General features: G+C 27.4%; 26 protein-coding genes. 3 read left to right on the top strand and 23 right to left on the bottom strand.

Annotated features, from left to right (window positions below; genetic code table 11):
- Positions 1 to 206 precede the first annotated feature (206 nt).
- The 8 genes from Tmeso_RS14265 to Tmeso_RS14235 all read right to left on the bottom strand — a co-directional run bounded on the left by Tmeso_RS14265 (position 207) and on the right by Tmeso_RS14235 (position 6,827).
- Positions 207 to 767: a hypothetical protein gene (locus tag Tmeso_RS14265; protein ID WP_099192380.1), complete on the bottom strand. Its 561-nt coding sequence runs from the start codon at positions 765 to 767 to the stop codon at positions 207 to 209.
- A 51-nt stretch (positions 768 to 818) separates the two neighbouring features.
- Complete coding sequence (locus tag Tmeso_RS14260) at positions 819 to 1,379, bottom strand: hypothetical protein (protein WP_099192378.1); 561 nt, start codon at positions 1,377 to 1,379, stop codon at positions 819 to 821.
- Between the two features lie 27 nt (positions 1,380 to 1,406).
- Positions 1,407 to 2,396, bottom strand: a complete 990-nt coding sequence (locus Tmeso_RS14255) for a caspase family protein (RefSeq protein WP_099192376.1) — start codon at positions 2,394 to 2,396, stop codon at positions 1,407 to 1,409.
- A 297-nt stretch (positions 2,397 to 2,693) separates the two neighbouring features.
- A complete protein-coding gene (locus Tmeso_RS14250; RefSeq protein ID WP_099192374.1) occupies positions 2,694 to 3,038 on the bottom strand; it encodes a hypothetical protein in 345 nt (114 codons plus the stop codon).
- A 544-nt stretch (positions 3,039 to 3,582) separates the two neighbouring features.
- The gene (locus tag Tmeso_RS14245) at positions 3,583 to 4,227 is read right to left on the bottom strand and encodes a DUF4875 domain-containing protein (protein WP_145993171.1); all 645 of its coding nucleotides are present in this window, start codon (positions 4,225 to 4,227) and stop codon (positions 3,583 to 3,585) included.
- A 103-nt stretch (positions 4,228 to 4,330) separates the two neighbouring features.
- Positions 4,331 to 5,431, bottom strand: a complete 1,101-nt coding sequence (locus Tmeso_RS14240; protein ID WP_099192370.1) for a type I restriction endonuclease — start codon at positions 5,429 to 5,431, stop codon at positions 4,331 to 4,333.
- A gap of 271 nt (positions 5,432 to 5,702) precedes the next feature.
- A complete protein-coding gene (locus tag Tmeso_RS16575) occupies positions 5,703 to 5,840 on the bottom strand; it encodes a hypothetical protein (RefSeq protein ID WP_187296384.1) in 138 nt (45 codons plus the stop codon).
- A gap of 117 nt (positions 5,841 to 5,957) precedes the next feature.
- Positions 5,958 to 6,827 carry a DUF6236 family protein gene (locus tag Tmeso_RS14235; RefSeq protein ID WP_099192368.1) on the bottom strand — a complete coding sequence of 290 codons (870 nt, stop codon included), beginning with the start codon at positions 6,825 to 6,827 and terminating at the stop codon, positions 5,958 to 5,960.
- A 111-nt stretch (positions 6,828 to 6,938) separates the two neighbouring features.
- Between Tmeso_RS14235 and tnpA the strand changes: the two genes are divergently transcribed.
- The 3 genes from tnpA to tnpC all read left to right on the top strand — a co-directional run bounded on the left by tnpA (position 6,939) and on the right by tnpC (position 9,291).
- Complete coding sequence (tnpA, locus tag Tmeso_RS14230; RefSeq protein ID WP_099192366.1) at positions 6,939 to 7,256, top strand: IS66 family insertion sequence element accessory protein TnpA; 318 nt, start codon at positions 6,939 to 6,941, stop codon at positions 7,254 to 7,256.
- Positions 7,257 to 7,258: 2 nt separating this feature from the next.
- Positions 7,259 to 7,609, top strand: a complete 351-nt coding sequence (gene tnpB, locus Tmeso_RS14225; protein ID WP_099192364.1) for an IS66 family insertion sequence element accessory protein TnpB — start codon at positions 7,259 to 7,261, stop codon at positions 7,607 to 7,609.
- Positions 7,610 to 7,680: 71 nt separating this feature from the next.
- Positions 7,681 to 9,291 carry an IS66 family transposase gene (gene tnpC / locus Tmeso_RS14220; RefSeq protein ID WP_099192362.1) on the top strand — a complete coding sequence of 537 codons (1,611 nt, stop codon included), beginning with the start codon at positions 7,681 to 7,683 and terminating at the stop codon, positions 9,289 to 9,291.
- 49 nt (positions 9,292 to 9,340) lie between these two features.
- Here the strand turns inward: tnpC and Tmeso_RS16570 are convergent, their stop codons facing one another.
- The 15 genes from Tmeso_RS16570 to Tmeso_RS14155 form a co-directional block, all read right to left on the bottom strand.
- A complete protein-coding gene (locus Tmeso_RS16570; protein ID WP_187296383.1) occupies positions 9,341 to 9,505 on the bottom strand; it encodes a hypothetical protein in 165 nt (54 codons plus the stop codon).
- Between the two features lie 194 nt (positions 9,506 to 9,699).
- Entirely contained in the window at positions 9,700 to 10,377 is a 678-nt protein-coding gene (locus Tmeso_RS14215) for a ribosomal-processing cysteine protease Prp (RefSeq protein WP_099192360.1), read from the bottom strand.
- Between the two features lie 125 nt (positions 10,378 to 10,502).
- Positions 10,503 to 10,991: a hypothetical protein gene (locus Tmeso_RS14210; RefSeq protein WP_099192357.1), complete on the bottom strand. Its 489-nt coding sequence runs from the start codon at positions 10,989 to 10,991 to the stop codon at positions 10,503 to 10,505.
- Between the two features lie 125 nt (positions 10,992 to 11,116).
- Positions 11,117 to 11,611: a hypothetical protein gene (locus Tmeso_RS14205; RefSeq protein ID WP_099192355.1), complete on the bottom strand. Its 495-nt coding sequence runs from the start codon at positions 11,609 to 11,611 to the stop codon at positions 11,117 to 11,119.
- Between the two features lie 93 nt (positions 11,612 to 11,704).
- Positions 11,705 to 12,010 (bottom strand): hypothetical protein, encoded by a 306-nt coding sequence (locus tag Tmeso_RS14200; protein WP_099192353.1) that lies wholly within the window; start codon positions 12,008 to 12,010, stop codon positions 11,705 to 11,707.
- Between the two features lie 47 nt (positions 12,011 to 12,057).
- On the bottom strand, positions 12,058 to 12,492 hold the full coding sequence (locus Tmeso_RS14195) for a DUF6262 family protein (RefSeq protein WP_099192351.1): 435 nt from the start codon (positions 12,490 to 12,492) through the stop codon (positions 12,058 to 12,060).
- Positions 12,485 to 14,008, bottom strand: a complete 1,524-nt coding sequence (locus tag Tmeso_RS14190; RefSeq protein WP_099192349.1) for a tyrosine-type recombinase/integrase — start codon at positions 14,006 to 14,008, stop codon at positions 12,485 to 12,487. Before Tmeso_RS14190 ends, Tmeso_RS14195 begins: the two co-directional genes overlap by 8 nt.
- The gene (locus Tmeso_RS14185; RefSeq protein WP_099192348.1) at positions 13,995 to 15,431 is read right to left on the bottom strand and encodes a tyrosine-type recombinase/integrase; all 1,437 of its coding nucleotides are present in this window, start codon (positions 15,429 to 15,431) and stop codon (positions 13,995 to 13,997) included. The genes Tmeso_RS14190 and Tmeso_RS14185 overlap by 14 nt, the downstream gene beginning before the upstream one ends.
- A complete protein-coding gene (locus Tmeso_RS14180; RefSeq protein WP_099192346.1) occupies positions 15,421 to 16,506 on the bottom strand; it encodes a tyrosine-type recombinase/integrase in 1,086 nt (361 codons plus the stop codon). Before Tmeso_RS14180 ends, Tmeso_RS14185 begins: the two co-directional genes overlap by 11 nt.
- Before the next feature lie 309 nt (positions 16,507 to 16,815).
- Positions 16,816 to 17,289, bottom strand: a complete 474-nt coding sequence (locus Tmeso_RS14175; protein WP_099192344.1) for a DUF2691 family protein — start codon at positions 17,287 to 17,289, stop codon at positions 16,816 to 16,818.
- A gap of 563 nt (positions 17,290 to 17,852) precedes the next feature.
- Positions 17,853 to 19,298, bottom strand: a complete 1,446-nt coding sequence (locus Tmeso_RS14170) for an IS4 family transposase (protein ID WP_242967943.1) — start codon at positions 19,296 to 19,298, stop codon at positions 17,853 to 17,855.
- Positions 19,299 to 19,914: 616 nt separating this feature from the next.
- Positions 19,915 to 20,904, bottom strand: a complete 990-nt coding sequence (locus tag Tmeso_RS14165) for a 4Fe-4S double cluster binding domain-containing protein (RefSeq protein ID WP_099192342.1) — start codon at positions 20,902 to 20,904, stop codon at positions 19,915 to 19,917.
- 346 nt (positions 20,905 to 21,250) lie between these two features.
- Complete coding sequence (locus Tmeso_RS16870; RefSeq protein WP_242967942.1) at positions 21,251 to 21,559, bottom strand: TetR/AcrR family transcriptional regulator; 309 nt, start codon at positions 21,557 to 21,559, stop codon at positions 21,251 to 21,253.
- Between the two features lie 166 nt (positions 21,560 to 21,725).
- The gene (locus Tmeso_RS17015; RefSeq protein ID WP_278281497.1) at positions 21,726 to 21,848 is read right to left on the bottom strand and encodes a hypothetical protein; all 123 of its coding nucleotides are present in this window, start codon (positions 21,846 to 21,848) and stop codon (positions 21,726 to 21,728) included.
- Between the two features lie 438 nt (positions 21,849 to 22,286).
- On the bottom strand, positions 22,287 to 22,748 hold the full coding sequence (locus tag Tmeso_RS14155; protein ID WP_099192340.1) for a GNAT family N-acetyltransferase: 462 nt from the start codon (positions 22,746 to 22,748) through the stop codon (positions 22,287 to 22,289).
- Positions 22,749 to 23,094: the final 346 nt, after the last annotated feature.

Here is a 23,094-nt window from a genome sequence, read left to right as displayed (position 1 = left end):
TTTATATATTACTATTTATTTCTAGGAATTAGTAATTTATCATCAATATTATATATTGGCTTTATATCCTCTAGATGACTAACAAAATCACTTTTAATTGTAGGAATCATTTGGAAATATTCTTTACCATATCCAATGCAAAATTTTTTGGTGTATCAACTAGAGTAATTCATGCACAATAAATTCTTCATTAAGATTAAACTAATTTAATTATTAAGATTATCATACAATTTTCTTGCGATTTTAGAAACAACCCCTCTATTATTTTTACTTGATTCTACTAAAAGTTTTTTTACTTCATTATTTTTCACTTCAATTTGATCTAACTTATATCTAATTACTACATTACACCAATTATCCGTTCTATCATCATTGCAAGATATTTTCCATAATAAGTCTTCAGATCCAATAAAAACATCATCAAAATAATATTTCCACTTATCTGGATATATTTTTTCTAAAATTTCATTTGCATAGCTCTGTGCATTCCTTGAAACTCCATAAAAATTACCTACTTTAACTATAATAGTAGCTGTAATACAAATTCCTAAACCAGGATATGGTATTACAGTTCCTAGAGATTCTAAATATTGTATTGCTGGTGGTTCATTATAAAAATTATTCATTCCAAAATGTGCATTTATGAGCTTTTGAGCTGCTTCAATAAATGTTAAAGAACGAAGATTTTCTGGAACATAATCAAATCCTTTTACTTTAGTTAGTAAAGTTCTTAGCACACTAACATACTTTTTATTTCCGTCATTCATATACTCTGCATACGCAAATCCGATTGTATACTTATCATCACTTAATAAGGACTACCATATTTTAGGAACAATGGTGTACAAATTTGCAATTACATTTTCTAACTCTGCACCTTTAGTATGTTTTAATAAATTCATTAATGTTCTTAATGTAGTTCTTTGATAAAAATATGGGCTATTAAATAATATATTCATTTCTTCTTCATCTTGACCTACTACCTCTAATTTTAATCTATTTCTAAAATCATTATAATTTAACTTTAAGTTGCTGTTATCTTGTCCTAATATATATTGAATACATGTTCTAAGTATATTTTTTGCATCATCTTCTGGCATTTCTTCTGAATCTACGTCGCTAGATGTGTAATATTGCATTAGTTCATTACACTGTTTTAATTTAAGTTTTCCTAATTTATTTATAAATCCAATATCAGACGCTACATTTATAGCCTCAATAGGAGGCAAATTTTCAACAAAAGAACTATTATCGCACCCTAACATTTCTCCTACAAATTCACTTCCTAATGATAGAACTTTTTCTCTTAATAAATTTATGGTTTTTAACCAAACAAATCCAGATGCCATTTCATAGTTTTCATATTGATATCCCATCATTAGCTGCTTTAATTCACCTTTTCTTAACTAAATATTATATTGCATTATTGTATTTATATCAGCTCTTTTTGGTAATTTAACACCACTAGGACTTTCCCATAATCTTATATCATTCATAGCTACTTCACCTTCTGTGCAATCTGAAGTTTGAATATTAACTGGATTATATCCTTCTTTATCTTCAGATTCATGAATATGATTTTCTTTAATAAGAATGGATTCTTGACCAAGACAAATTTCACTACAATTAACAATTTCTTGTTTAACTGAATTTTCTTTCGGTATTTCATTTCTTGTAGCAATAGAAACATTCCCTATAATTGAAGAGTTCATAGTTGGCGTTTGTTTTACCCCTGTTTCTTCACACCATTGTTTCATTTTATCACATATTTTAAGTTTTAATAATTCAGGATATATCTCATCATTTTCTTTAAATTCTTTTATAGATTCTACTAACATATATGTATATATTCCTTGTTGTTTCGATGCATCTGGATAGCTTCTTTCATACTTAGAGCATGAAGCTAATGTAACCCAACCTTCTTCAATCATTAAATCATTAAAACTATCACTGGTTATACACGTAGTTCCTCTGACATCCATTCCAGAGTGACAGGCATCAAAAACTCTTACATTAATTCTTTTATTTTCTTTTAAAACTTTACTTATATTTCGTAAGGGTAATGCTGTTGCTTCCAAATCTTCTGGATTTGTATCTGGTAAAATTAAAAAGGCCTCGTTATTTTCTACCAAACCATGTCCTGCATAATAAAATAATATGGTATCTCCTTCTGTAGAATCCTTTAATTTTTCTTTGATTTTTTCCAATATTTCTTCTGGTTCACCCTCTTCATAGCCTGGACCTATCATTTCTAATAAAATATTTTCCTGTGGATAATCACAATAGTTTACCAAGGTTTCTTCTATTAAAAAAGCGTCATTATGACAAAAACTTATATTTGGATACTCTTTATCTTTATATTCTTCGCAACTCATTATAATTGCATATCTTCCCATAATTTTTTCTCCTTAATTATAAATTTTATATTAGCTAAGTTGTCTGCAAAGCCCTCCTATATTTTACCATAATATAGAACATTTTAATATTTATTGTATATTTGTGCAATTAAAAACAGTAGCTTTGGTTGGCTACTGTTTTGCTTGTTTGTGTTTATGTATTTTGAATGGGTTAGTGTTTTTGAGAATATGTAAAAAAGCAGAAAATAACTCTGCTCCATTTTGATATAAATATTAATATTATATCCCGTTCTTCTCGTTTGATTAGAAGTTTACCTGTATATCATAAAAAAAGTCCTAATACTCCCCATTGTATTCAACATAACTTGTTAGTTTTACACGGTCAACATGATGTGGTAAATACACTTCCTCTGATAGTGGCGATAAACTTTCTAAAAACTCAATCGCTGCATATACTAATTCATCAGACGAAAACACAGTCTCATCTAAATAACCACTCAATAATCCTCCATCTCCTTTAAATTTCATAAGAAGATATCCATAACCAGGGTCAACAATAACGAGATTCACAGTCTCATCTTCATTTTGCTCCCTGGAGCTATCATAGAATCTCACTAAAATATCATGTTCTCTATAAAATATATCAACATCGCATGAAAAACTTTCATATTCAAATTTCATTCTTTAGGTCCCCCCTTATATAGCATCAATTCCTACTTCTTACAATTACGAAACAGTAAGATTAGATTCTTTCATATAGTTTCCCTCTTAGTGTTTATAACTCTTTCTTTAATTTTTATTCTATTCTTACACACTCAAATCAGGCTGAGTTTTTTAATGCCAATAATAATTTTCATGTATATAACTTTCATTTGTTTATAGATGTATTATAAACGAGGTAAGTAGTTCACAATTGTATATGATGCAACTACACATATAATTAAAAATATACACGAACCTACATTTAGTTTAAAGTTATATTGCTTATAAAAAATAAGCATAGTTATAATAAAATGTGAAATATATATCTTATGTTTTTTTTTCACTTTAATTCTCCTCCTTATTTCGCATAATGTACGTTATTATATATTTTCCATTCATTCCCACACACATTTTACCACAATATATCGTATTTTTATACTTATTGTATATTTGTGCAAGAAAAAACAGTAGCTTTAGTTTGCTACTGTTTTGATTGTTACTATTAAACAATTAAATCTATAAGTTATTGTTCATTACTAAAAGTCCAAGTACTTTTCTTCATTAAGATTTCATCAACTTGATCTTTTGTTAAATTATTTTGTTTTGCTATCTCTTGACTTATTTTATCTTCATTAGGTAAATCAGTTGAATTTTTCCCCATTAATTCATCATTTACTTTTGTATATTCTTCATTCCATTGTTTCCATACAGTTACTTCATCTTGAGTTAATTTTTTGCTCCAATCTTTTTTCATTAAGTCAAAATTATAGTCCATACTACTATAATCCCCTGTGCTTACTTCCATGGCTTTACTCCAATCTCCTTCTGGAGCAAATTCAGTTTTTCCTAATGAATATCCATTTCCTATGTACTCTTTATAATCATAAAATCCAACTACTATAGCATTAAACTTATTTTCTTTTTTATAGTCTTCTATTACTTTCTTAGAAATTTCTTGTAATTGCTCTACACTAACTTCTTTAGAAACCACAACATCTAATGAGTATCTCTTAGCTCCTGCTATTGATATGTCCTCTGCTTTCTCTATTGTATAAGAAACATCTTTTATTAAGCTTTCATCTACTGATGCTGACGAATCTGAATCACTGCACCCAACTAGTCCAATTATTAATATTAGTGATAATACTAAATAGATTATTTTTTTCATCCTTAATCCCCCTTGTTTTATCCTATTTTCCCCATTGAATATTATAACATATTTACTTCGTAAAACATAATAAAGAGCAGTCATTATGACTACTCCCCCTTAATTATGCTTTAACTGTTTCTATATATCTATTTAACGACTCAATTAACAACTCTTTATATTTATAAATATCATCTAATGTTTCTATATAATATCTATTTTCTTTTTTATTCTCATCTGGAATTAAAATACTTTTCTTTGTAGTATTTAAGTACAATCTGCAAATCCACTTTCTCACATTATTTTTATATAGAATGCCAAAGTAAGATTCCGTATCTTTATATGTAATTTCACTTACATCTACATACTCTCTTAATATATTTTTAATTATTAAGAACCCTTCTAATTCTTCTTCCGTTGTAACTACTTTAGAATTAGTTTTTTCATCATTAGTTGAAAGAACTTCTTCCTTTGTATTTGAACTATCTTTCTCTTCTTCTCCTTTGCTACCTACATCATTTTCAAGAGCAAACTTAATTCTATCATTCATTAATTCATTGATATATTGATTTAATGACTTTTTAACAATTCCTCTAAACTTATCTATTACATTTTGAGTCTTAATTCCGCTATAAACTTCAGATATCATGAATCTAACAAAATCATCGGTTGGATTAGATAACTGTCTAGCCATTATATTTTTTATTTCATTTGAATATTTCAATTCTGATGCAGAATCGAATATTTCTCTCTCGTTAAAATTGTCTTTGTGGAATTTCTTTAATTCATTTACATAGCTCTCTTTTATGTCTAGCATATTGATTTCTAAAAATGGTATCTCGTCCATTTTATTAGTCTCTTCTAAATCAGTATAAAACCTATATATGATTCCATTTGTAAGTATTGCAAACTTTGCTTCTGTTGTTGTAAAGTATCTAAATAATTGAGAGTCATGTTTTTCTAAGCTTTCACCTATCCATTTAGCTTCAACTAATATTACTGGCTTTCCCTCTCTCATTATTGCATAGTCTACTTTTTCTCCCTTTTTTATTCCCACATCAGCAGTATATTCAGGAAGAAATTCTTGAGGATTGAATACATCATACCCAAGTAGTTGAAAGAATGGCATTATTATTGATGTTTTCGTTGCTTCTTCTGTAGAAAGATTTTCTTTTATACTATCTACTCTTTTAGAGAATTGTCTTAATTGATCAATAAAATCCATATACTTACCTCCTTATTTTACATTTTTTTGTATCATTGTATGTTTTTAATTTACTATACATACCACTTACAACTCGAAATAATACTTAATCTTTTAAACGTTTGCTTTTCAAACTGAGATTTTTCAGTTATATGACTTATATTTGTTCCTAGGTACATTTTACCATAATATAGTATGTTTTTATACATTTTGTATATTTTTGCGATAAAAAACAGTAGCTTTGGTTTTGCTACTGTTTTGATTGTTACTATTAAACAATTAAATCTATAAGTTATTGTTCATTACTAAAAGTCCAAGTACTTTTCTTCATTAAGATTTCATCAACTTGATCTTTTGTTAAATTATTTTGTTTTGCTATCTCTTGACTTATTTTATCTTCATTAGGTAAATCAGTTGAATTTTTCCCCATTAATTCATCATTTATTTTTGTACCTTCTTCATTCGATTGTTTCCATACATTTACTTCATCTTGCGTTAATATTTTGTGAATAATATATGAAATCCTGTATTATAATATCGTTTATTATTATTTTTTCATATAGTACAAGTAGGAATATGGATTTTCTCTTAACTTAGCTCGTTCACTATTTTTATTGGTCACATGATTAACTAGAACTTGAGCACATCCTGTTGCGATAACTACTTTAGGATCTTTTAAAAACTCAGATTTTGTAATATTGCCTAACAATACTTCGTATAGCGCTGGTGATTTAATACTCATAAGTGCTTCCATTGATTTTCTAAAATTGTTAATACGACTATCTTTCATCATTTTCTCTATTTCAATAACTTCAAATTCTATTTTTTCTTTAAATCTTATAGTTTTCTCTTTAATTTCATCATTTGAATTAGATTGAGATATGTCTGATATTAATCCATCCAATACTTTACGAAAATTAAGTAATTCTTGTCGTCTTTTTTCTCTAAAATAACATATTTCTTCCATTGAAGTATCGCTTGTAGCACACGGTAAAATATCCATTAAGCGTAAATTGAATACTAAATTTCCATTTTGATTTCCACGGTCAATTAAATCAAAAATATCTACTCTATCAGTATTAGGAATAATATAATCCCTACTTTTATCCGCAATATGCTTTGCTAATATGCTCATATATATATCCGTGACTGTAGACTCTACCCTTACAAAACTTTCTAAACTTCTTTTTTTCTCTGCAAGCCCTAATTCAACAAGCATATCAACTGTTTTATCAGATATTTTACTTTTATACAGTTTGCTTATTATTTTTGAGTTAAATCTAAATCGTGCATTCTCAATAAATTTATCTTTGCTTATAGTTTTTTGAAATTCCTTAGTTAATAGTTCTGATTTAGAAAAATCAATATCTTCTGGTCGTGAATAATCTAATATATTTAAAGATCTAAGGTATTCCATATTTGCAAAAGATTCTTTTTCAAATTTATTTGTAAACGTAAAAAAATAGATGTATATATATTTTAAAGTTCCTTTGCTACAATTATAGGAGAACGTAAGGAGGTCTTAGTTATGGCAAAGGAAACAACTAAAATTAATTGGCAGAATATCATTAGTCTATATAATTCTTATGAAAGTAAAATGGCTGATTTCTGCCAAAAACATGGTATCACAAGAAATCAATTATACTATCATAAAAAAAGACAAAATAGAAATGATTCAATATCTTTTCTTCCTATCAAATTAAATTCTAAAGATTCTTTAGACTTGTCTAATAAAAAAGCTTCTACTAATACATCTATAATAAAAATATCTATTGGTAAAGCTGATATTCATATTCCTGCCTGTGAAAAGGTTCTTTTAATAGATATTTTAAAGGAGCTTCTGTAGATATGCTAAATATTGATAAAGTAGATACCATATATTTAGCCTGCGGCTATACGGACCTTAGAAAAAGCATCGATGGTTTAGCTATTATCGTTCAGACTCAACTTCAATTAGATCCTTTTGAAAATGCTTTATTTGTATTTTGTAATAGGCAGATGAATAAATTGAAAATACTACATTTTGATGAGGGATTTTGGCTATATTACTACAGACTTGAAAATAATAGGTTTAAATGGCCAGAGAATCAAAATGAGGCTTTAAGTGTTAATATAGAAGAATTAAAATGGTTATTAAAAGGTTATGAAGTAAGAACTTCTTCAAAGTTTGAGCCTATAAAAGTTAAAATTTATTATTGAAAATTGCTCTTTTAAGAATTCCCTTTTATTGGTATAATACTAACGATGACTTGAAATGTGAGGGGATTAACTTGAAATATAATGACTCGGACAACCAACTTAATGAAGATACAAAGTTAATAATTTCAAAGATGGAAAAAGAACTAAAATCTAAGGATAAAGAAATCGATACACTAAAAAAGAGATTAGCTTTCTTAGAAAATCAAGTTCTTAATAAAAATAGAAAGATATTTGGCAGTTCTAGTGAACAGATGGATTCTGCTCAATTATCTATTTTCAATGAGCCAGAAAAACTACACGACCCTAAAATGGGGGAGCCCGAACTTGAAGAAGTAGTTTATGTTAGAGCAAAGCCATCTAAAAATACAGGGAAAAAAGATAATTTATCTAACTTAGAGAAAGTTACTATAGAACATAAATTAAAAGAAGGTCAAGACTCTTGTAATGAATGTGGTAATCCTTTAAAAATTATAGGCAAAAAGTCTAAAGAAATATTAAAATATATACCTGCAAAATTATATATAGAAGAACATATTACATATAGCTACGCTTGTAGATCTTGTGATGATTTAAAAACTAATATAATTACAGCTTCAGCACCTAAGACATTACTACGTAAAAGCATGGCATCAAATGATATTCTTAGTCATGTAATAAGCTTAAAATATCAGTATGCATTGCCCCTTTATAGGCAAGAGACATATTTTAAAATGTTAGGAGCTAATTTATCTAGGCAAACCTTATCTAATTGGATTATGTCTGTTAGTAATGAACTTTTATGTGTATTTGACTTGATGAAAGAACAATTAATTAAATCAAATTATATACAAGCAGATGAAACCACTTTAAAGGTAATCCATGATAAAGGAAAAGAATCTAAATCTAAAAAATATATGTGGCTATATAAAACAGCAGGAGATAATAAAAAAATTGTTCTTTACGACTATCAAAATACTAGATCGAGTTCATGTCCTAAGAAATTCTTGAAGAATTTTTCAGGATGTCTGCAAACTGATGGTTATGACGGATATAACAAAGTAGAAAATATAAAAAGACTCTACTGCCTAGCTCATATACGAAGAAAATACTATGAAATAATAGTAAATCTAAATGAAGAAGCCCTAAAAAAATCTCGAGGAGTAATAGGGTTCAATTTGTGTGAGAAAATATATAAACTTGAGAAATCTATAAGAGAGAAATACAGCGAAGCTGAAGATTATTACAAACTACGCTATGATATAAGACTTGAAAAATTAAAACCTTTATTGGAAGAATTTAAAGAATATGTAGATATAGAAATAAAAGATGCACTACCAAAGAGCCCTTTGGGCAAAGCCCTAGAATATAGTAAAAAACTATTACCTAAAATGGAAACTATATTAGAGGATGGGTCTTTAGAGATAGATAACAATGGAGCTGAAAGAGCTATAAAGCCTTTCGTAATAGGCCGAAAAAATTGGCTATTTTCAAATACATCTAAAGGAGCTATGGCTAGCGCCTTGATATATTCAATTATAGAAACGGCGAAAGCTAATGATTTAGTGGTAGAGAAATATCTACTATATTTAATGAATGAGATATCAAAATTAGAAGATATAGAAAGAACTAAGGAAAATTTATTAGAATTAATGCCTTGGTCAAATATGTTACCTGAAGAATTAAAAATAGAAAAGAAGAAATAAATTTTAAAATCCAGTATACTAATTTTTATAGTTAGTTATACTGGATTCTTTATTTCAAGACAGTAAATATTTGACGGATACATTTATTTAAATCATCATCATACTCAAAATTATATGGAACTATTGATCCAACCTTATCACAATACAATATAGAGAATTTCAACCACTCAATTGGTATAAGAATTGTTGGATGATACAATAATTTTCTTTTCATCTAATCCTCCTCATAAATATTCTATTTATTTCCATGTATATCTTACCATAATATAACACTTATTTCATACTTATTGTATATTTGTGCAAGAAAAAACAGTAGCTTTGGTTGGCTACTGTTTTGGTTGTTTATGATACAAAGAAAGTTTAATACACTTGCTTCGATTATAAATGCACAGTCTTTTTTAATCTAACTTAATCAATTACTTTAAAAACTTTTACGTACTCAGAACCATAACTAGATTCGATGGCATAAAAACCTACTAAAGCTGATTTAAGTAGAACACAAGATTCTTTACTTCCTATATTATTTTTCATATTTGGTAAAATACATTTAAGGTAACCACTTTCAATACGTTCTTCTACATTGTCTTTCGTATATACTTTTATTGATGTAAGAGTATTTTGACCTATTGTAGAAACTGCAGCACAAACAATGTCTTTCCCATACTCTTCATATCCTGAGTGTCCAGAAACCTCAAATCCATAGATTATTCCATTTTTATTTACATATGTCTTAACGGTTATTCCTTCGGCTTCTTTGCCATTAAACAGTGGAAGTTCGTCTAATACAATGCTCTCTTTAGTAAGATTATTACTAGCTTCTATTTTATCTGTATCATTTATATTAGCCGTATTTGTATTTCCGTTCCATTCAATTTTTTTATTCATCATTTCTGAAACACTTCTTAAAGGTACGTACGTTGTTCCATTATATAAGATATTATTACTTTTTACAGGTTGTCCATTTACTTCTAAGTTAACTTTGTTAAATACAACATTAATAGTTTCTGTTATTTCTGATGCTGCTGCAATACCTGTAAATAATATTATGCACATAATTCCACCAATTAATATATGTAATTTTTTCAATGTCTTCACTCCATTTGTTATCTTTAGTGAGAGAGTGTATCACAAGTACCAAACTCCCACTAAATCCTTCTTTCTTTCTTACTATTCACTTTTAAATGTCTAATAAGTTGTTTTATACTAATATATTAACTTTCCAAATATTTATCTTCTATATCAATCCATTCATTATTTTTCAAGTCATACGACTTTAAACAATCATGAATGCCAACAAAAATAGGTAATTTTATATTTTTGCATGTTGATTGTTCCCAACATGAAACAAACCATTCAATTATCACTTTTTCTTCAATTTCATCTGCCTTTTCAAAAAACTCTTCAACTTCTAAAACACTGTCATCGTAATAAAACTTAACTTCAGATACTATTTTTTTACTTCCTGCAAAACAATTCTCTTCATTTTTTTCATTGAAAACTTCATTTCCTTCTTTGTCCATTGAAAACATCATTATATCTATCTCAAATTGTGTTGGTTCAATGAATATCTCAAAATCTATTAAATCAATATTGGTATTAAAGTTTATCGGCATTATTTGATTTAGATTATTTATCAATACTTCAGAACTATTATTTAAATTGCTTTTAATGTCTTTCTCAAATTTACTAAAAGAAAACATTGTCTACAACTCCTTTTCTATTTTAACATTTAACTTAAACAGAGCCTTTTATTTTTACTAAGATAACTTATAATGATATATGATTTCTTATCCTTAGGGAATATTGTAAGAACACTGCAATGTAACTATGCAGTTGTATACCACAGATAAATAAAGTAATTTTTTTCTGATACACCAAATACTTGATATAAGTTCCAATCATCAAATAAACATGTAATATCTGCATTTTGAGTTTTACATCTAAACATTGAATAAGCATTAAGATAATCCATTCCGTTTAAATATTGATTAACTCTTTCTTCAAATTCTTTATAGGGTATCTGCTTAACAAACATATTATTTAATCCAGTAAACAAAAACTTCTTAAACGTTTCTATCCGATTTTTATTATCCAAAAATAGCTCTTGACCCCACTCCTGTTCTTCATACTCTAATTTCTCAATTAGAATAATAAACGCATCCAATTCACAACAAAAATCTTCCTTGTCGACTAAAATCATAAAAGAGCGTTCTTCACATTCATCTCGACTAAATTCACTTATATCAAATTTTATATCTCTTTTTAATTTTTCTATGTACTCTATATTATCGATAATCCAATTTATTTCTTCTTTCTTCATCCATTTTACTCCTAACTATGAATCTGTTACACTTGATTTTTTTCTATTGGTTCTTTTGTATCTATTTAAAATATTTTACTTATATGCAAAATATTAATAACTTTCAGCACTTATTAAATTAGTTAAATCATCATATATCCTTGTTTTAGGATAAAATGAATTTTCTTCTATCTTGCTACTCCATGTTAAATGTACTACCGCATATCTTTTTGAGCCATCTAACATTAAGAATAGAACCTCATCACAATCTTCTCTACGTGCTAATTCTTTTACTTCAATCCCATATAAAATATGCTCTTTATTTATTTCCTTATACAATTCTTGCTTAAAGTAACCTTTATCATTTTTTATCACAGACCATAAATCATCATGTATGTTAAGGTTATTAATATCAAACATACTTATACCTCCATACTATTGTCTCATAATATCTTACAAATGAGACTTTATTTTATACTTCTAATTTGTTCTAACTGTCCCTTTAGTCTTTTATTTTCATATTTCACTTCTTCCATATCAACTAACTGGACAATTAGATTCTGCTTATCTTCTTTCAACTTTTTAATTTCTTCATAAAGTTTCTTTATCTTATCATCGTTAGCCTTTATTTTATCTTTTGGAGTAGCTACTATATTATCATTAGGTACACCTTTTTCAATGGCTCTTAAGCTCATTATTCGTTCTTTCAAAACAGGATTATTATATAATGTAGCCTTAGATACTCCTGCTTCTTCGGCTACTGTTTTAAAGTTAATTTTCTTCGTTTTAGAACGTTTTAATTTATCTATTACTTTATTAACCTTTTCGATAGTTTCTTGGTTCTTTTTTTCAGCAAATTGTTTTAAACCTTCTATATTTTTTTTAGATTTATTCTTACTCATTCATTTGCACCTCCAAACTATCTACTAATGGTTTTAAATACTTATATTTAACATACTGTCTTTGCCAATCCCTTTCTCTACCTAATTCCTTAAACCTTGCCATTTCCTTTTCCATAAGGTCTAATTCTTTCTTTAATATAGGGTAGAACTTAACCTCGGTTATATAATTAGAACAGTTATAAAAGAAGCAACCATCTCCATCTGAACAGTTACTCCTTCTAAAATCGTATAGGCATACGCCGGTCGGCAAGGGATTAAAACTCATTGATTTTGATAGTCTAGAAATTATACCCTCGATTTCTTCTTCGGTTTTACCTCTGAATTGTTCTTCTAATTTACCTTTAATTTCTGTAGATCTTAATCCTGCAATTTTAGACTTTGGACTAAGTATCATATCCGAATATATTTCTTTAACTTCTTCTTCCTTTAGAGTAAGGTAGTGTGAAGTCATTTCGATAGAGACATGAGCAAATTGTTTCATAATATGGGCTATTGGAACTTTTTGTTTTATAAGTTCTCTAACAAATGTTGCCCTAAATTGGTGTGATGTTAATGGATATAAATTACCTTTATTATCTCTTATATCCCATTTTTTGATAAACTTATTTAATCTAAACCTTCCCCAATTGTTAGTTTTTAAAACTACCACTTTCTTTCCCCATCTATCTAAAAACAATTCGTTTAATCCACTTTCATGTCTCAATTCTTTAGTATATTCTTCAAGTTCCTTAACTGTTTTCTTAACTAAATCATTGATAAATACTTTGTGAATTATTGGCTCACCTTTCTCTGTTTTACTCAAAACAACTTCCATATAGTCATACCCATCACTTGTTGTATGGACACAACCTTTCTTTATAGATAATACTTCATTAATTCTTAATCCTGTCTGACTTTGAATTACTATTCCTGCTTTATTTAATATATTAGTTTCTTTATTAACTGCATAATATAGTATTTTATCAAATATATCTTCAGGTATCGGTTTAGTTTTATTTTCTTTAAGAGTTTTTTTAGTATCCCATAAATCACTTGAAGTAAAATTAACAAATAAATTAACCTTAGGAACATTCCAACCTTTTATTTGACCTATTTTAATTATTTCTTCAACTATCTTACAACTTGAATATCCTGTAATTCTTGAAACTTTTTTTTCTTCTTTTAGCCATAGTGAATAATTTAAGAACATTTCATTGGTTATATCACTAAAGGTATTTATATTATTTAAATTGCAATATTCTATAAATGCAGGTAGTGAACTATTGATACTATTTCTTATTGTTTGAGGTTTTACTTGACTAAGTTTATGATAAGAATAAAGTTTCACCACAGATTTCATATCTTCATTTTTTATATAATCAAATCTTATTTGTTTAAAACCCAATCTTACTGTTTTGTCAGGCACAAACTCTGATAAATCCCATATATCATCAGTAAACTTAGATTTTCCAATATTTATATCACTATAATCAGTTTCATTATTTATTAGTTGTAGTTTCAATTTAGTTATTGCCATCTTGTAGTTCCTCCAATCTCTTTACAATTTCTTTTAAAAGCTCAATAGTAGGTGAAAAATGTTCTGCATAGTGGTCACCATATATATTACCTTCTAATTGTCTTTCTAACTCTTCTAAATGATTCTTATGAGCCTGTAAATACTCTGGAGTAGTTATATATCTACTACAAGTGTAGCACTTCTGTCTTTTTAATAATCTATCGCATATTTTTCCATCAGAACAAGGCTTAGTACAATATCCATCTCCCATTCTTGCTCCCTTATTCTTGTTCTCTTTGAACCAATTTAATTCTTCTTTATTAACTATAATCGTTTCATCAACTTTGTTGATGTTACCGATAATCCCTATATTTTTAAATACTTCAGCTCTTTCTTTATCCTTTACATCAGCATAGTGCCGTTTAGTTGTAATAGTAGAATAATGACCTAAAACTTCTTGTATAACTTTTAAATCAATACCTTTTGATAACATATCAGTAGCAAGTGTTCTTCTAAATTGGTGTGCTGTAAGATTGTATAATTCACCATTCGTATCTCTAATATGATTTTCTTTAATGAACCGTTTCAACCATTGTCGATATACTGTTGGAGATATATTGCTCAAAATATTAGCACTTTTACCTTTAGTAGGTTTATGAATAAACAAATAATCCTTAACCTTATCATCAGCCTGTTCTCTTAATTCTCTTGTCTGCTCTATTAACTTTTCTACTGCAATAGCACATTCATTAGTAATAGGCATTGGTTGACGTTCTTTTCTATTTTTATAGTCGTACCATGTTAATGTATATCCACTAATCAAATGTGGTTTAATACAATCAGTAGTTAATTTAAACATATCTTCAATCCTCATTCCTGTTGATTGAAGGATGATTATTCCGTATTTAACGTAAGGATTTTCTTCATTCTTTAAGGCTTTATTTATCTTTTCTAAAACTTCATCTGGAATGAAATTTGTTTTAATAGACCTATTAATTTTATATTCATTACCTCTAAATATCTCTCTTTTAGGAACTTCATTAGGCATATATAATTGTCCCCATTTAATAATGGCTTTTAAAAAATCCAAACACTTTTTTTGATATTCATGTGAATATGGCTTTTTAGTCTTATTACTTATAGATGTTTTTAAATAAGATATAAACATCGAAACTTCATTATTAGTAATAGGCGCAAATGATTTAATTCTATTTAATATAGCAAAATTATTAAATATTTTAAAGCTTAAAATATTATCATATAACTTTTTTAGAACTCTATTTCCTTCTTTATAATTTCTCCAAATATAAATCTTAACTACATTTTTTATATTTTCACTTTCTATGAATGAAAAATCAAATTTAAACTTCTTACCATAATTTTGTGAGTTACTGTCATTATCTATTAATTCCCATACATCACCTTTAGGCATATTACTTGCCATTTGCTACACCTCCAATTAGAATACTCTGTTTCCAATACTTACTTAAATTATCTTCAAGATATTTATTAGAAATATGAGTATATTGTTGGGTAGTGGTTACATGTTCATGACCTGCAATTATCTTTACAACACTAATATCCATACCATTCTCAACCAAATGAGTGATATATGTATGCCTTAAATCGTGGAAATTAAATGATATTCCTGTTTTCTTTTTAACTGTATTAAACACTTCATAAATTGCTCTATAAGTTAATGGCTTTCCTAAGTTTTGTTTTTGTTGTGATACGAAGATATAACTATGCTCCGTATCAATATAATTTCTTTCTTCCATGATGAAATTATCTATTTCTTCAATTAATGCCATAGGAATATATAAGTTTCTTGTTTTACCTTTAGACTTTATATTCTCTAACATTCCAATATCATTTGAAGTGTTAGGGTATGGTATATCTTCTATTTGAAGTTCTAAAACTTCTCCTATCCTTGCACCTGTAAAATACATTATTTTAAATATTAATTTATCTCTCCAAGTTGACAAGTTACTTAAAAAAGTTTCAGCATTATTATCAGATACAAGTTTAAATGTAGTCTTGCTTTCTTTAACTTTAAATATAGATTGCTTAGTCTTATTGTTTATTCTTGCGTGATGTAGTAGGCTCTTAAACATATCAAATGGCCTATTAACATCTTCCATTATGATAGGGGTATTTACTTTCTTAACCATTCCACAATATTTATAAAAGTTATAAACTGTACTAAGTATCCTATTTATTGTTTTACCTGTTCTTTTACTTTCAGCGTACAACGTAACCATATTATCATTAGGATCTCTAAGATATTCTATAAATTCACCTATTGTATTTGGTGTTACCCCGTCATACTCATAGCCTTTCTTATTCAGAAAATCCCAATATATTTTTAGATCTCGTCCGTTAGCCTTAATTGTATTTAATGCTCTACCTTTTTGTCTTAGATATTTTAGGTAGTCATAGACAGGATTAACTAACTTCATATTATCATCTAATAAAACAATAATATCTTTATCTCTATTTCTTAATATGTGTAGTTCCACTTCTATTGTCCCTCCATACTTATTTTATATGTCTAATAAGTCTATACCATTATTATAAGCTACTATTTTTCGCTTATCTAGCGGTATTATATTCTTATTAATATTTACATTAAGTATGGTACTTACAATCTTTTATTACTCTCCTATATATACACTACAATGTACCTATACAAATGTACCTATACATCTGTTATTTTATATAGTTATATATTATTTACTATCTATACTATAATCACTAAAGATAACTTTAAATATCTAGTGTACTAAACCATACACCTACTTATTTCAGTACATTTACACATAGATTATTTATTCAATATAATATTTTTCTTTAAGTAAATCATCTTCGGTAATATATTCAACACCTTTGTAACCTTTTGATAAAGCATAACTGTACATTTTTGATAGCAACTGGTTCTTTTTGCACCAAAACATAACATAAGAACAATCATATATTGCAAGTGCTATTTGACAATTGCTATTTAAAAAATCTTCATAAGTTCTTACTATTTTAATATTTTCATCTTTAAAGAAAGCCACTAAAGTTGCAAAAACCAAATAGTAAGTGTTATTTTTTGCAGCATTGTATAGTTTTTCTCCTTGAATTATTCTATCTTTGTCTTTAAACAAAAACTCATTGGTAATTTCGTTTTTCTCTAATAGATGTATTTCGTCATTATCAATTGACCACTGATACTGGCCAACTGGTATAGGCTCTAATATATCAGAAAGATATTTTCCATACTCATTTGGAATTTGAAAACTTACTCCTGCATTTTTCATTTAATTACCCTCCAATCTATAGGTACATTATCATATATTACAATTGCGTACTTTACATCTTTTTATATAACTTCTATTTGTTTCTAGACATATTTTACCATAATATAGAATATTTTCATACTTATTGTATATTTGTGCAATTGAAAACAGTAGCTTTGGTTGGCTACTGTTTTGAAATTTACATTATATGAATAATATTTAATTGATTATTATTCTTAAGTGGTACAATTCACTTTATATATTATAATATACATGTTTTAAAGCAATAAAAACAATTCTAAATAAATAAGATTTATACATGTCTACAAAGTTTAGATATACTATAGCCTAGATAAATATAGGGGTCTCGCCACATAGCCATCAAGCTAAGGAGTTGCAAAGTTCACAGGAATATTGCAATATTTAATTTTTTAAGATAGAGAGTATAAGAAATAGTATTTCGAGATTTTTTATCCATATATAACTAATATCAAATAGGGTTTATTGTACAATAAATAGACCTACGAAAAATTGATTTTTTTAAAAGACATAGATCTAATTTTATGATATTATTAAATTGATTTTTATGCGGCGAATTTACATGCGTTTTCTTGGTGGTGGTAGGATACCCCTAGAATATCAAAGAAAGTTTTCTTTCCTTTGCGATGTGATTTTCGTCCATTTCTTTTTATACACTTATATATTTTTAATAATATTTTATATTCTTTTAAAGGACTATTTACTAAGTCAAAATATATCTTTTGAATATATTCTTTTATAATTCCTGCACTCTTGATTTCACTTGCTTCTAGCCTTTCTATGTTTAAAAGTTCATTTCTCATTTTGAACATTACTGATGAACTTAATATTAATAAAATAAGCTTTCCATAAAGCTGACATTTAAATCGTTCTATTTTTACAGGTTTTACATTTGAAATTGTAAATATTGATTTCCATGTTTTAAATAAAATTTCTATTTGCCACCTCAAAGAATATATCTCATATATTTGATCATTAGGTACTATTGAGCTATCAATATTTGTGATGAACATAGTTATTCCCAATAGTTTCATTGTATTTTCACTTTTCTTGATACCTTTCTTTTTAGCTGTTTTTTCAACTTTTAACTTACGTTCCTTTAATTGTTTATCAGTTAGCTTGTATATAACTAATCGTTCTTTTCTCTTCTCAATTCTTCCTATGTATACTTCTTTTAATTCTAATACTCCACCAGCAGGTATATCTTTTGCTATTTCTGATAAATCAATTCTTTTGTAAAGAGTAGATTTCTTTATCTGCCCATTCTTATGATACTCTACATCTTTATTTTCAACGTATACAGCCACATTTGGTTTTAATCTTGAAACATACGAAGCTCCTTTATCATCTAAATCTTTAAAATCCTTCAGACTAAAATAACCTAAGTCCCTTAAAGAAAGGTCTCTTTCCTTGAAAGTCTCATTTATCTTACTTCCAAAGGTATTATCATTTCCTTTTCCAGGACCTACATCAACATGTATGAATTTCCCAGATTTTAGATCATATTCAAGTTGTATTTTAACTCCAGCAGGTTGAGAACTTCCACCAGAGCCTTTATATTCTTCTTTGTATATTTCTGGAACTTGAAATGCTGTAGAATCAACTATTCTAATCCTATCAAAGTGTTTATCCCATGAGGTTGAAATCTTAGAATCCGATAAAGCTATATCGTTTAATAATCTTGTAAAGATTTCTTGTAAAAAAGCCACAGCTTTATCATTCAAACGATCATGTATGGCTTGTGTTGTGACTTCAATATCAATTTCTGAATTTAGATTAGCACTCATGGAAACAAGTGTATTTTTAGATATATCTAAGCCTGAAAAGGCACAGAGATAAAGGAATTGCCAAGCTTGAAGCTTTCCTTGCCTTTGAATAAAACCAACATCTCTTGCTATTTTTTCAATTTCATCTTTTGAAATAACTTTAAGGATCTCTTGAATCATTTGCTGCATAGTATTTTTCATATTTAATGTTTTTACTTTTGACATAGATACTTCTGCCTCCTTAGAACTTTAAGTAGCATTAGTATATTATTTTTTAACGAATAAGGGCAATTAATTTGCTATAAAATGCTTAACTTGATGGCTATGGGGTCTCGCCAGCGAAACCGACAAATCCTACTCTAAGCAGAATTTATGCAACATAAGATAAATTACGCTGTACTCAAGCTACCAATTAGACCTGTTTTAAGTATCGAATACAACATAATTGAAATAGTTATAAGCTAGTAGTTATAAGCTAGTGCAACATAATTCCTTAGCGTGGTAGAAAATATAGGTTTCATACCATTTTCATCCTTAACATGGGATATGTCGGAAATGTTGGCGCGACCTCAATATAGAGGTAGTTCATAAAGATGTACTTTTGCGAATGAATTACTCCCATGCTTTAATCTCGACATAAAAGATAAAGACCTCCTATTATGGTCTAGGAGGTCTTAAAATAGGTAAAACCACTTTTCTTATTTTATTAGTGTATATTACGTATACACATTTAAAAAGTATTTTTATTTATGATGCGGTTCACCTTATCAGCTATAACGACGGTTTATATATATTGATTAATTTTGTACTTTTCAACTGGAACTTAATTGTGTTCAGTGAATTAATCTTTACTATTATTGATTTTGGTTTTATGAGCATTATATAGTTTCTCATAACCTACTTGGTTAAATGGACAAACTTTCATACAAACGGTACATCCATGCTTTTCAGAAAAAATTTTAAAGCATTTATGACTATCAACGCTCTTAATAATTCCATATTCATTTTTTATTGAGTTTTGATAGATTGCTTCCCCTGGACATTTTTTTACACAAATTTTGCACTTACCGCAAAATTCTTCTATCCACTTATGTTTATCACTCAAATTGATAGGAAGGTTTTCTATATTCGTATAAACCGCTGCTATCCTTACTCTTGGTCCAAACTTAGGCGTTATTAACATTCCGTGATTTCCATGAAACCCAAGTCCGGCCAACTCTCCTAATGCAGGATATAACGTTTGTCCCATTAATGGATGACCAACATGTGCATCGCACCCATTTTTTCTTAAAAATTCAGCAATTTTCATAGATATCTTTCCAAGTTTATTATAAGTCTTATGAACCATAACTCCAGTACTATAATCAGGTGCATTTTCTAGTATATCCTTATTCATCTCCATTGTAAAAACAATAGCATTATCATACATTATGGCAAAGTCTTTGAATATATATTTTCTTGGAACCTTTGTATAACCTATTGAACCAACACCAAGTGTTTTTGCATATTCTTCTAACTCTTTTATAAATGATTTATTAACTTTTTTTGAAGTATGTCCATTATTTTCACTTAATAAATTCAATGTATTTTTAATATCCGAAATACTCGATCCTATAATCGGAATTGTTCTGGGAAAACCAGGTAATTTAACATTATCATCTTTTAGTTTTAATATTTCATATAATATTTCAAATCTCTCAGGAGAAACCGTAGTAGACTTATATGAATTTTTATTATTATATAAATCTTGTTCTAATTTCAAAACCCTGTTCATATTAGGTTTAGCTATAACTTTTAACATAGTATTTCTAATTTTTGCTTTTGCTTTCATTTTTATCCTCCTTCTAAAGGTATCTCAATCAATACATGAGTGTTAGTACTAACTAACTTAAGTTTCAGAAAAAATACTAAGAGGTTATCCCCTTAGTAAATACCCTAACAAAATTTGAAATACTGACTTCTATGTCTATATTATCTGTTACATTATCTAAAAATAAAAAACTAATAAATATTTCAAAATTAGAAGACAAAAAATTGATTGCTGTGATTTCCGGATCGTATTTTATATTATCTTTTTCCTTGATTTTATAAAAATATTCTATTAATAATTTTTTAAACTCCATTGGAAATTTAAATAAAGGTGAATTTAATTCTGATGTTAGTTTTTTATCTTTTAATTACATTAAAATTATTTTTTTATTTTTAGATAATACATCTTGATAAATATGACTAATTTTGAGTAAATCTTTTTCTAAATCCCATTCCAAATTTTTTTCAAAAATAAATTTGAAATTTGGTAAAAAAACATATTCATTAAATGCTTTTTCAAATAAGTTTTTCTTACTTTCAAAATGTCTAAAGACTGTCATTTCACTAACTCCTGCTTCTTTAGCTATTTCCTTTGTTGTAACAACATTATATCCTTTTTTGGAAAAAAGACTCATAGCACATTTTAAAATTTTTTCTGTTGTATCTTTTTTGCTCATTTAACTTCTCCTCACTTAATGTTAGTAATTACTAACAATTTCAATGTTATCACTTTTATATTTTGATGTCAAATTCATTTAACAATTTTCATTATAGACATTATAAGATAAAGTTTTGACTTTATTAAAGCTTAATAAAGAAGACCCTGTGCAGATTAGATATACTCTACATCATAGTCTTTTTTATATATTTCATGTTTTGATATCCTTCTAATAACCTTAAAACTATATCAGTTCTCTTTTTGCCTATGATTTTTCTAACACTTGTATTTAATTCATTAGCTTTCAATAGTATTCAACTTGAAGCCCAAGCCTAGTAAAATTCTTTTAATTCAATCTCTGCCACTTCTCTATTCCAGTGCATATCTACTGCTTTTTTAATCTCATCGTCTAACTGAACTACATGAATAAAGTGTTCTAAATAACAATCAAAAACATAATATTCCAATAAAATTTATTGCTATTGATATAAATATAATCTTAATAAGTCTTACGGTATTATTCACGCTAACCCTCCTCATTTACACTAATCATAATAGCGAGTGATTATTACTTATTTTACCATATGATAGAAATTTCTGAATTCCTAAGCGTTTTTAAACTTCCTAGACTTTACTTTTTTATGCTATTTATTTTATATCTAATATAGTATGTACTTTAATTATTATAATTTAGTACGCATTTTAAGAAGATTGTACATTAACCTGTCTTTCTAATTAGATTAATTTTAAATATATTTTTCCATTTTATAATTAATCAGGAATTGACCTTTTCTTTCAATCTGTTGTTCTTTTATAACATGATACCCTTGTTTTTCAAAGAATAGTTTTGCTGTTATTGATGCTTCTGTTGTAATGATAGTTAATCCAATATTTTTAGCATATTTCTCTAATTCTTTAACAATTTCTTTAGCGATACCTTGTTTTTGGTAGTTTTTATGAACAAAAAGCCTATCAAGGTATCCACTAAGGCTTAAATCCCCAAATCCAACAATAGTATCATTTATAGTAAATATAATCGTATAATTCTTCAAAAACGACTTATCCCATAAATCTGAATCTATATCTTTAGGAGCCCATACATTTAGTTGTTTTTCTGTATAGTCTTTAGAGTTTATTGAATGAATTGTTTCATAAAACAATTTAATTATTTCTTGGCAATCTTTTGACTCATAAGTTCTAATGCTCATATTTCCTCCTTAAATAAGTAGTTTGTAATTCTCTACAATTGCGTACCTTATATTTTTTCATATAACTTTTATTTATTTATTTCTAGCTGTATTTTACCATAATATATCATGTTTTCATACTTATTGTATATTTGTGCAAGAAAAACCAGTAGCTCTTGTTGGCTACTGGTTTAAATATATATACTTCTATTGTGTTTATATGGTTTATCTATTACTAGTACACCACTTTACAAGAAAATCTAACTTGCTAAATCTTCTATATTAATATATCTACATAGGTATGGAATGCGAGATAGATTTTTCTTGATTTGCTGTATTTTCAACAACTTGCTAAAAAATAGTTCTT

The sequence above is a fragment of the Tepidibacter mesophilus genome (assembly GCF_002724055.1).
In the GTDB taxonomy this organism is placed as follows: Bacteria; Bacillota; Clostridia; order Peptostreptococcales; family Peptostreptococcaceae; genus Tepidibacter_A; species Tepidibacter_A mesophilus.
This window is presented reverse-complemented; position numbering and strand designations above follow the sequence as displayed.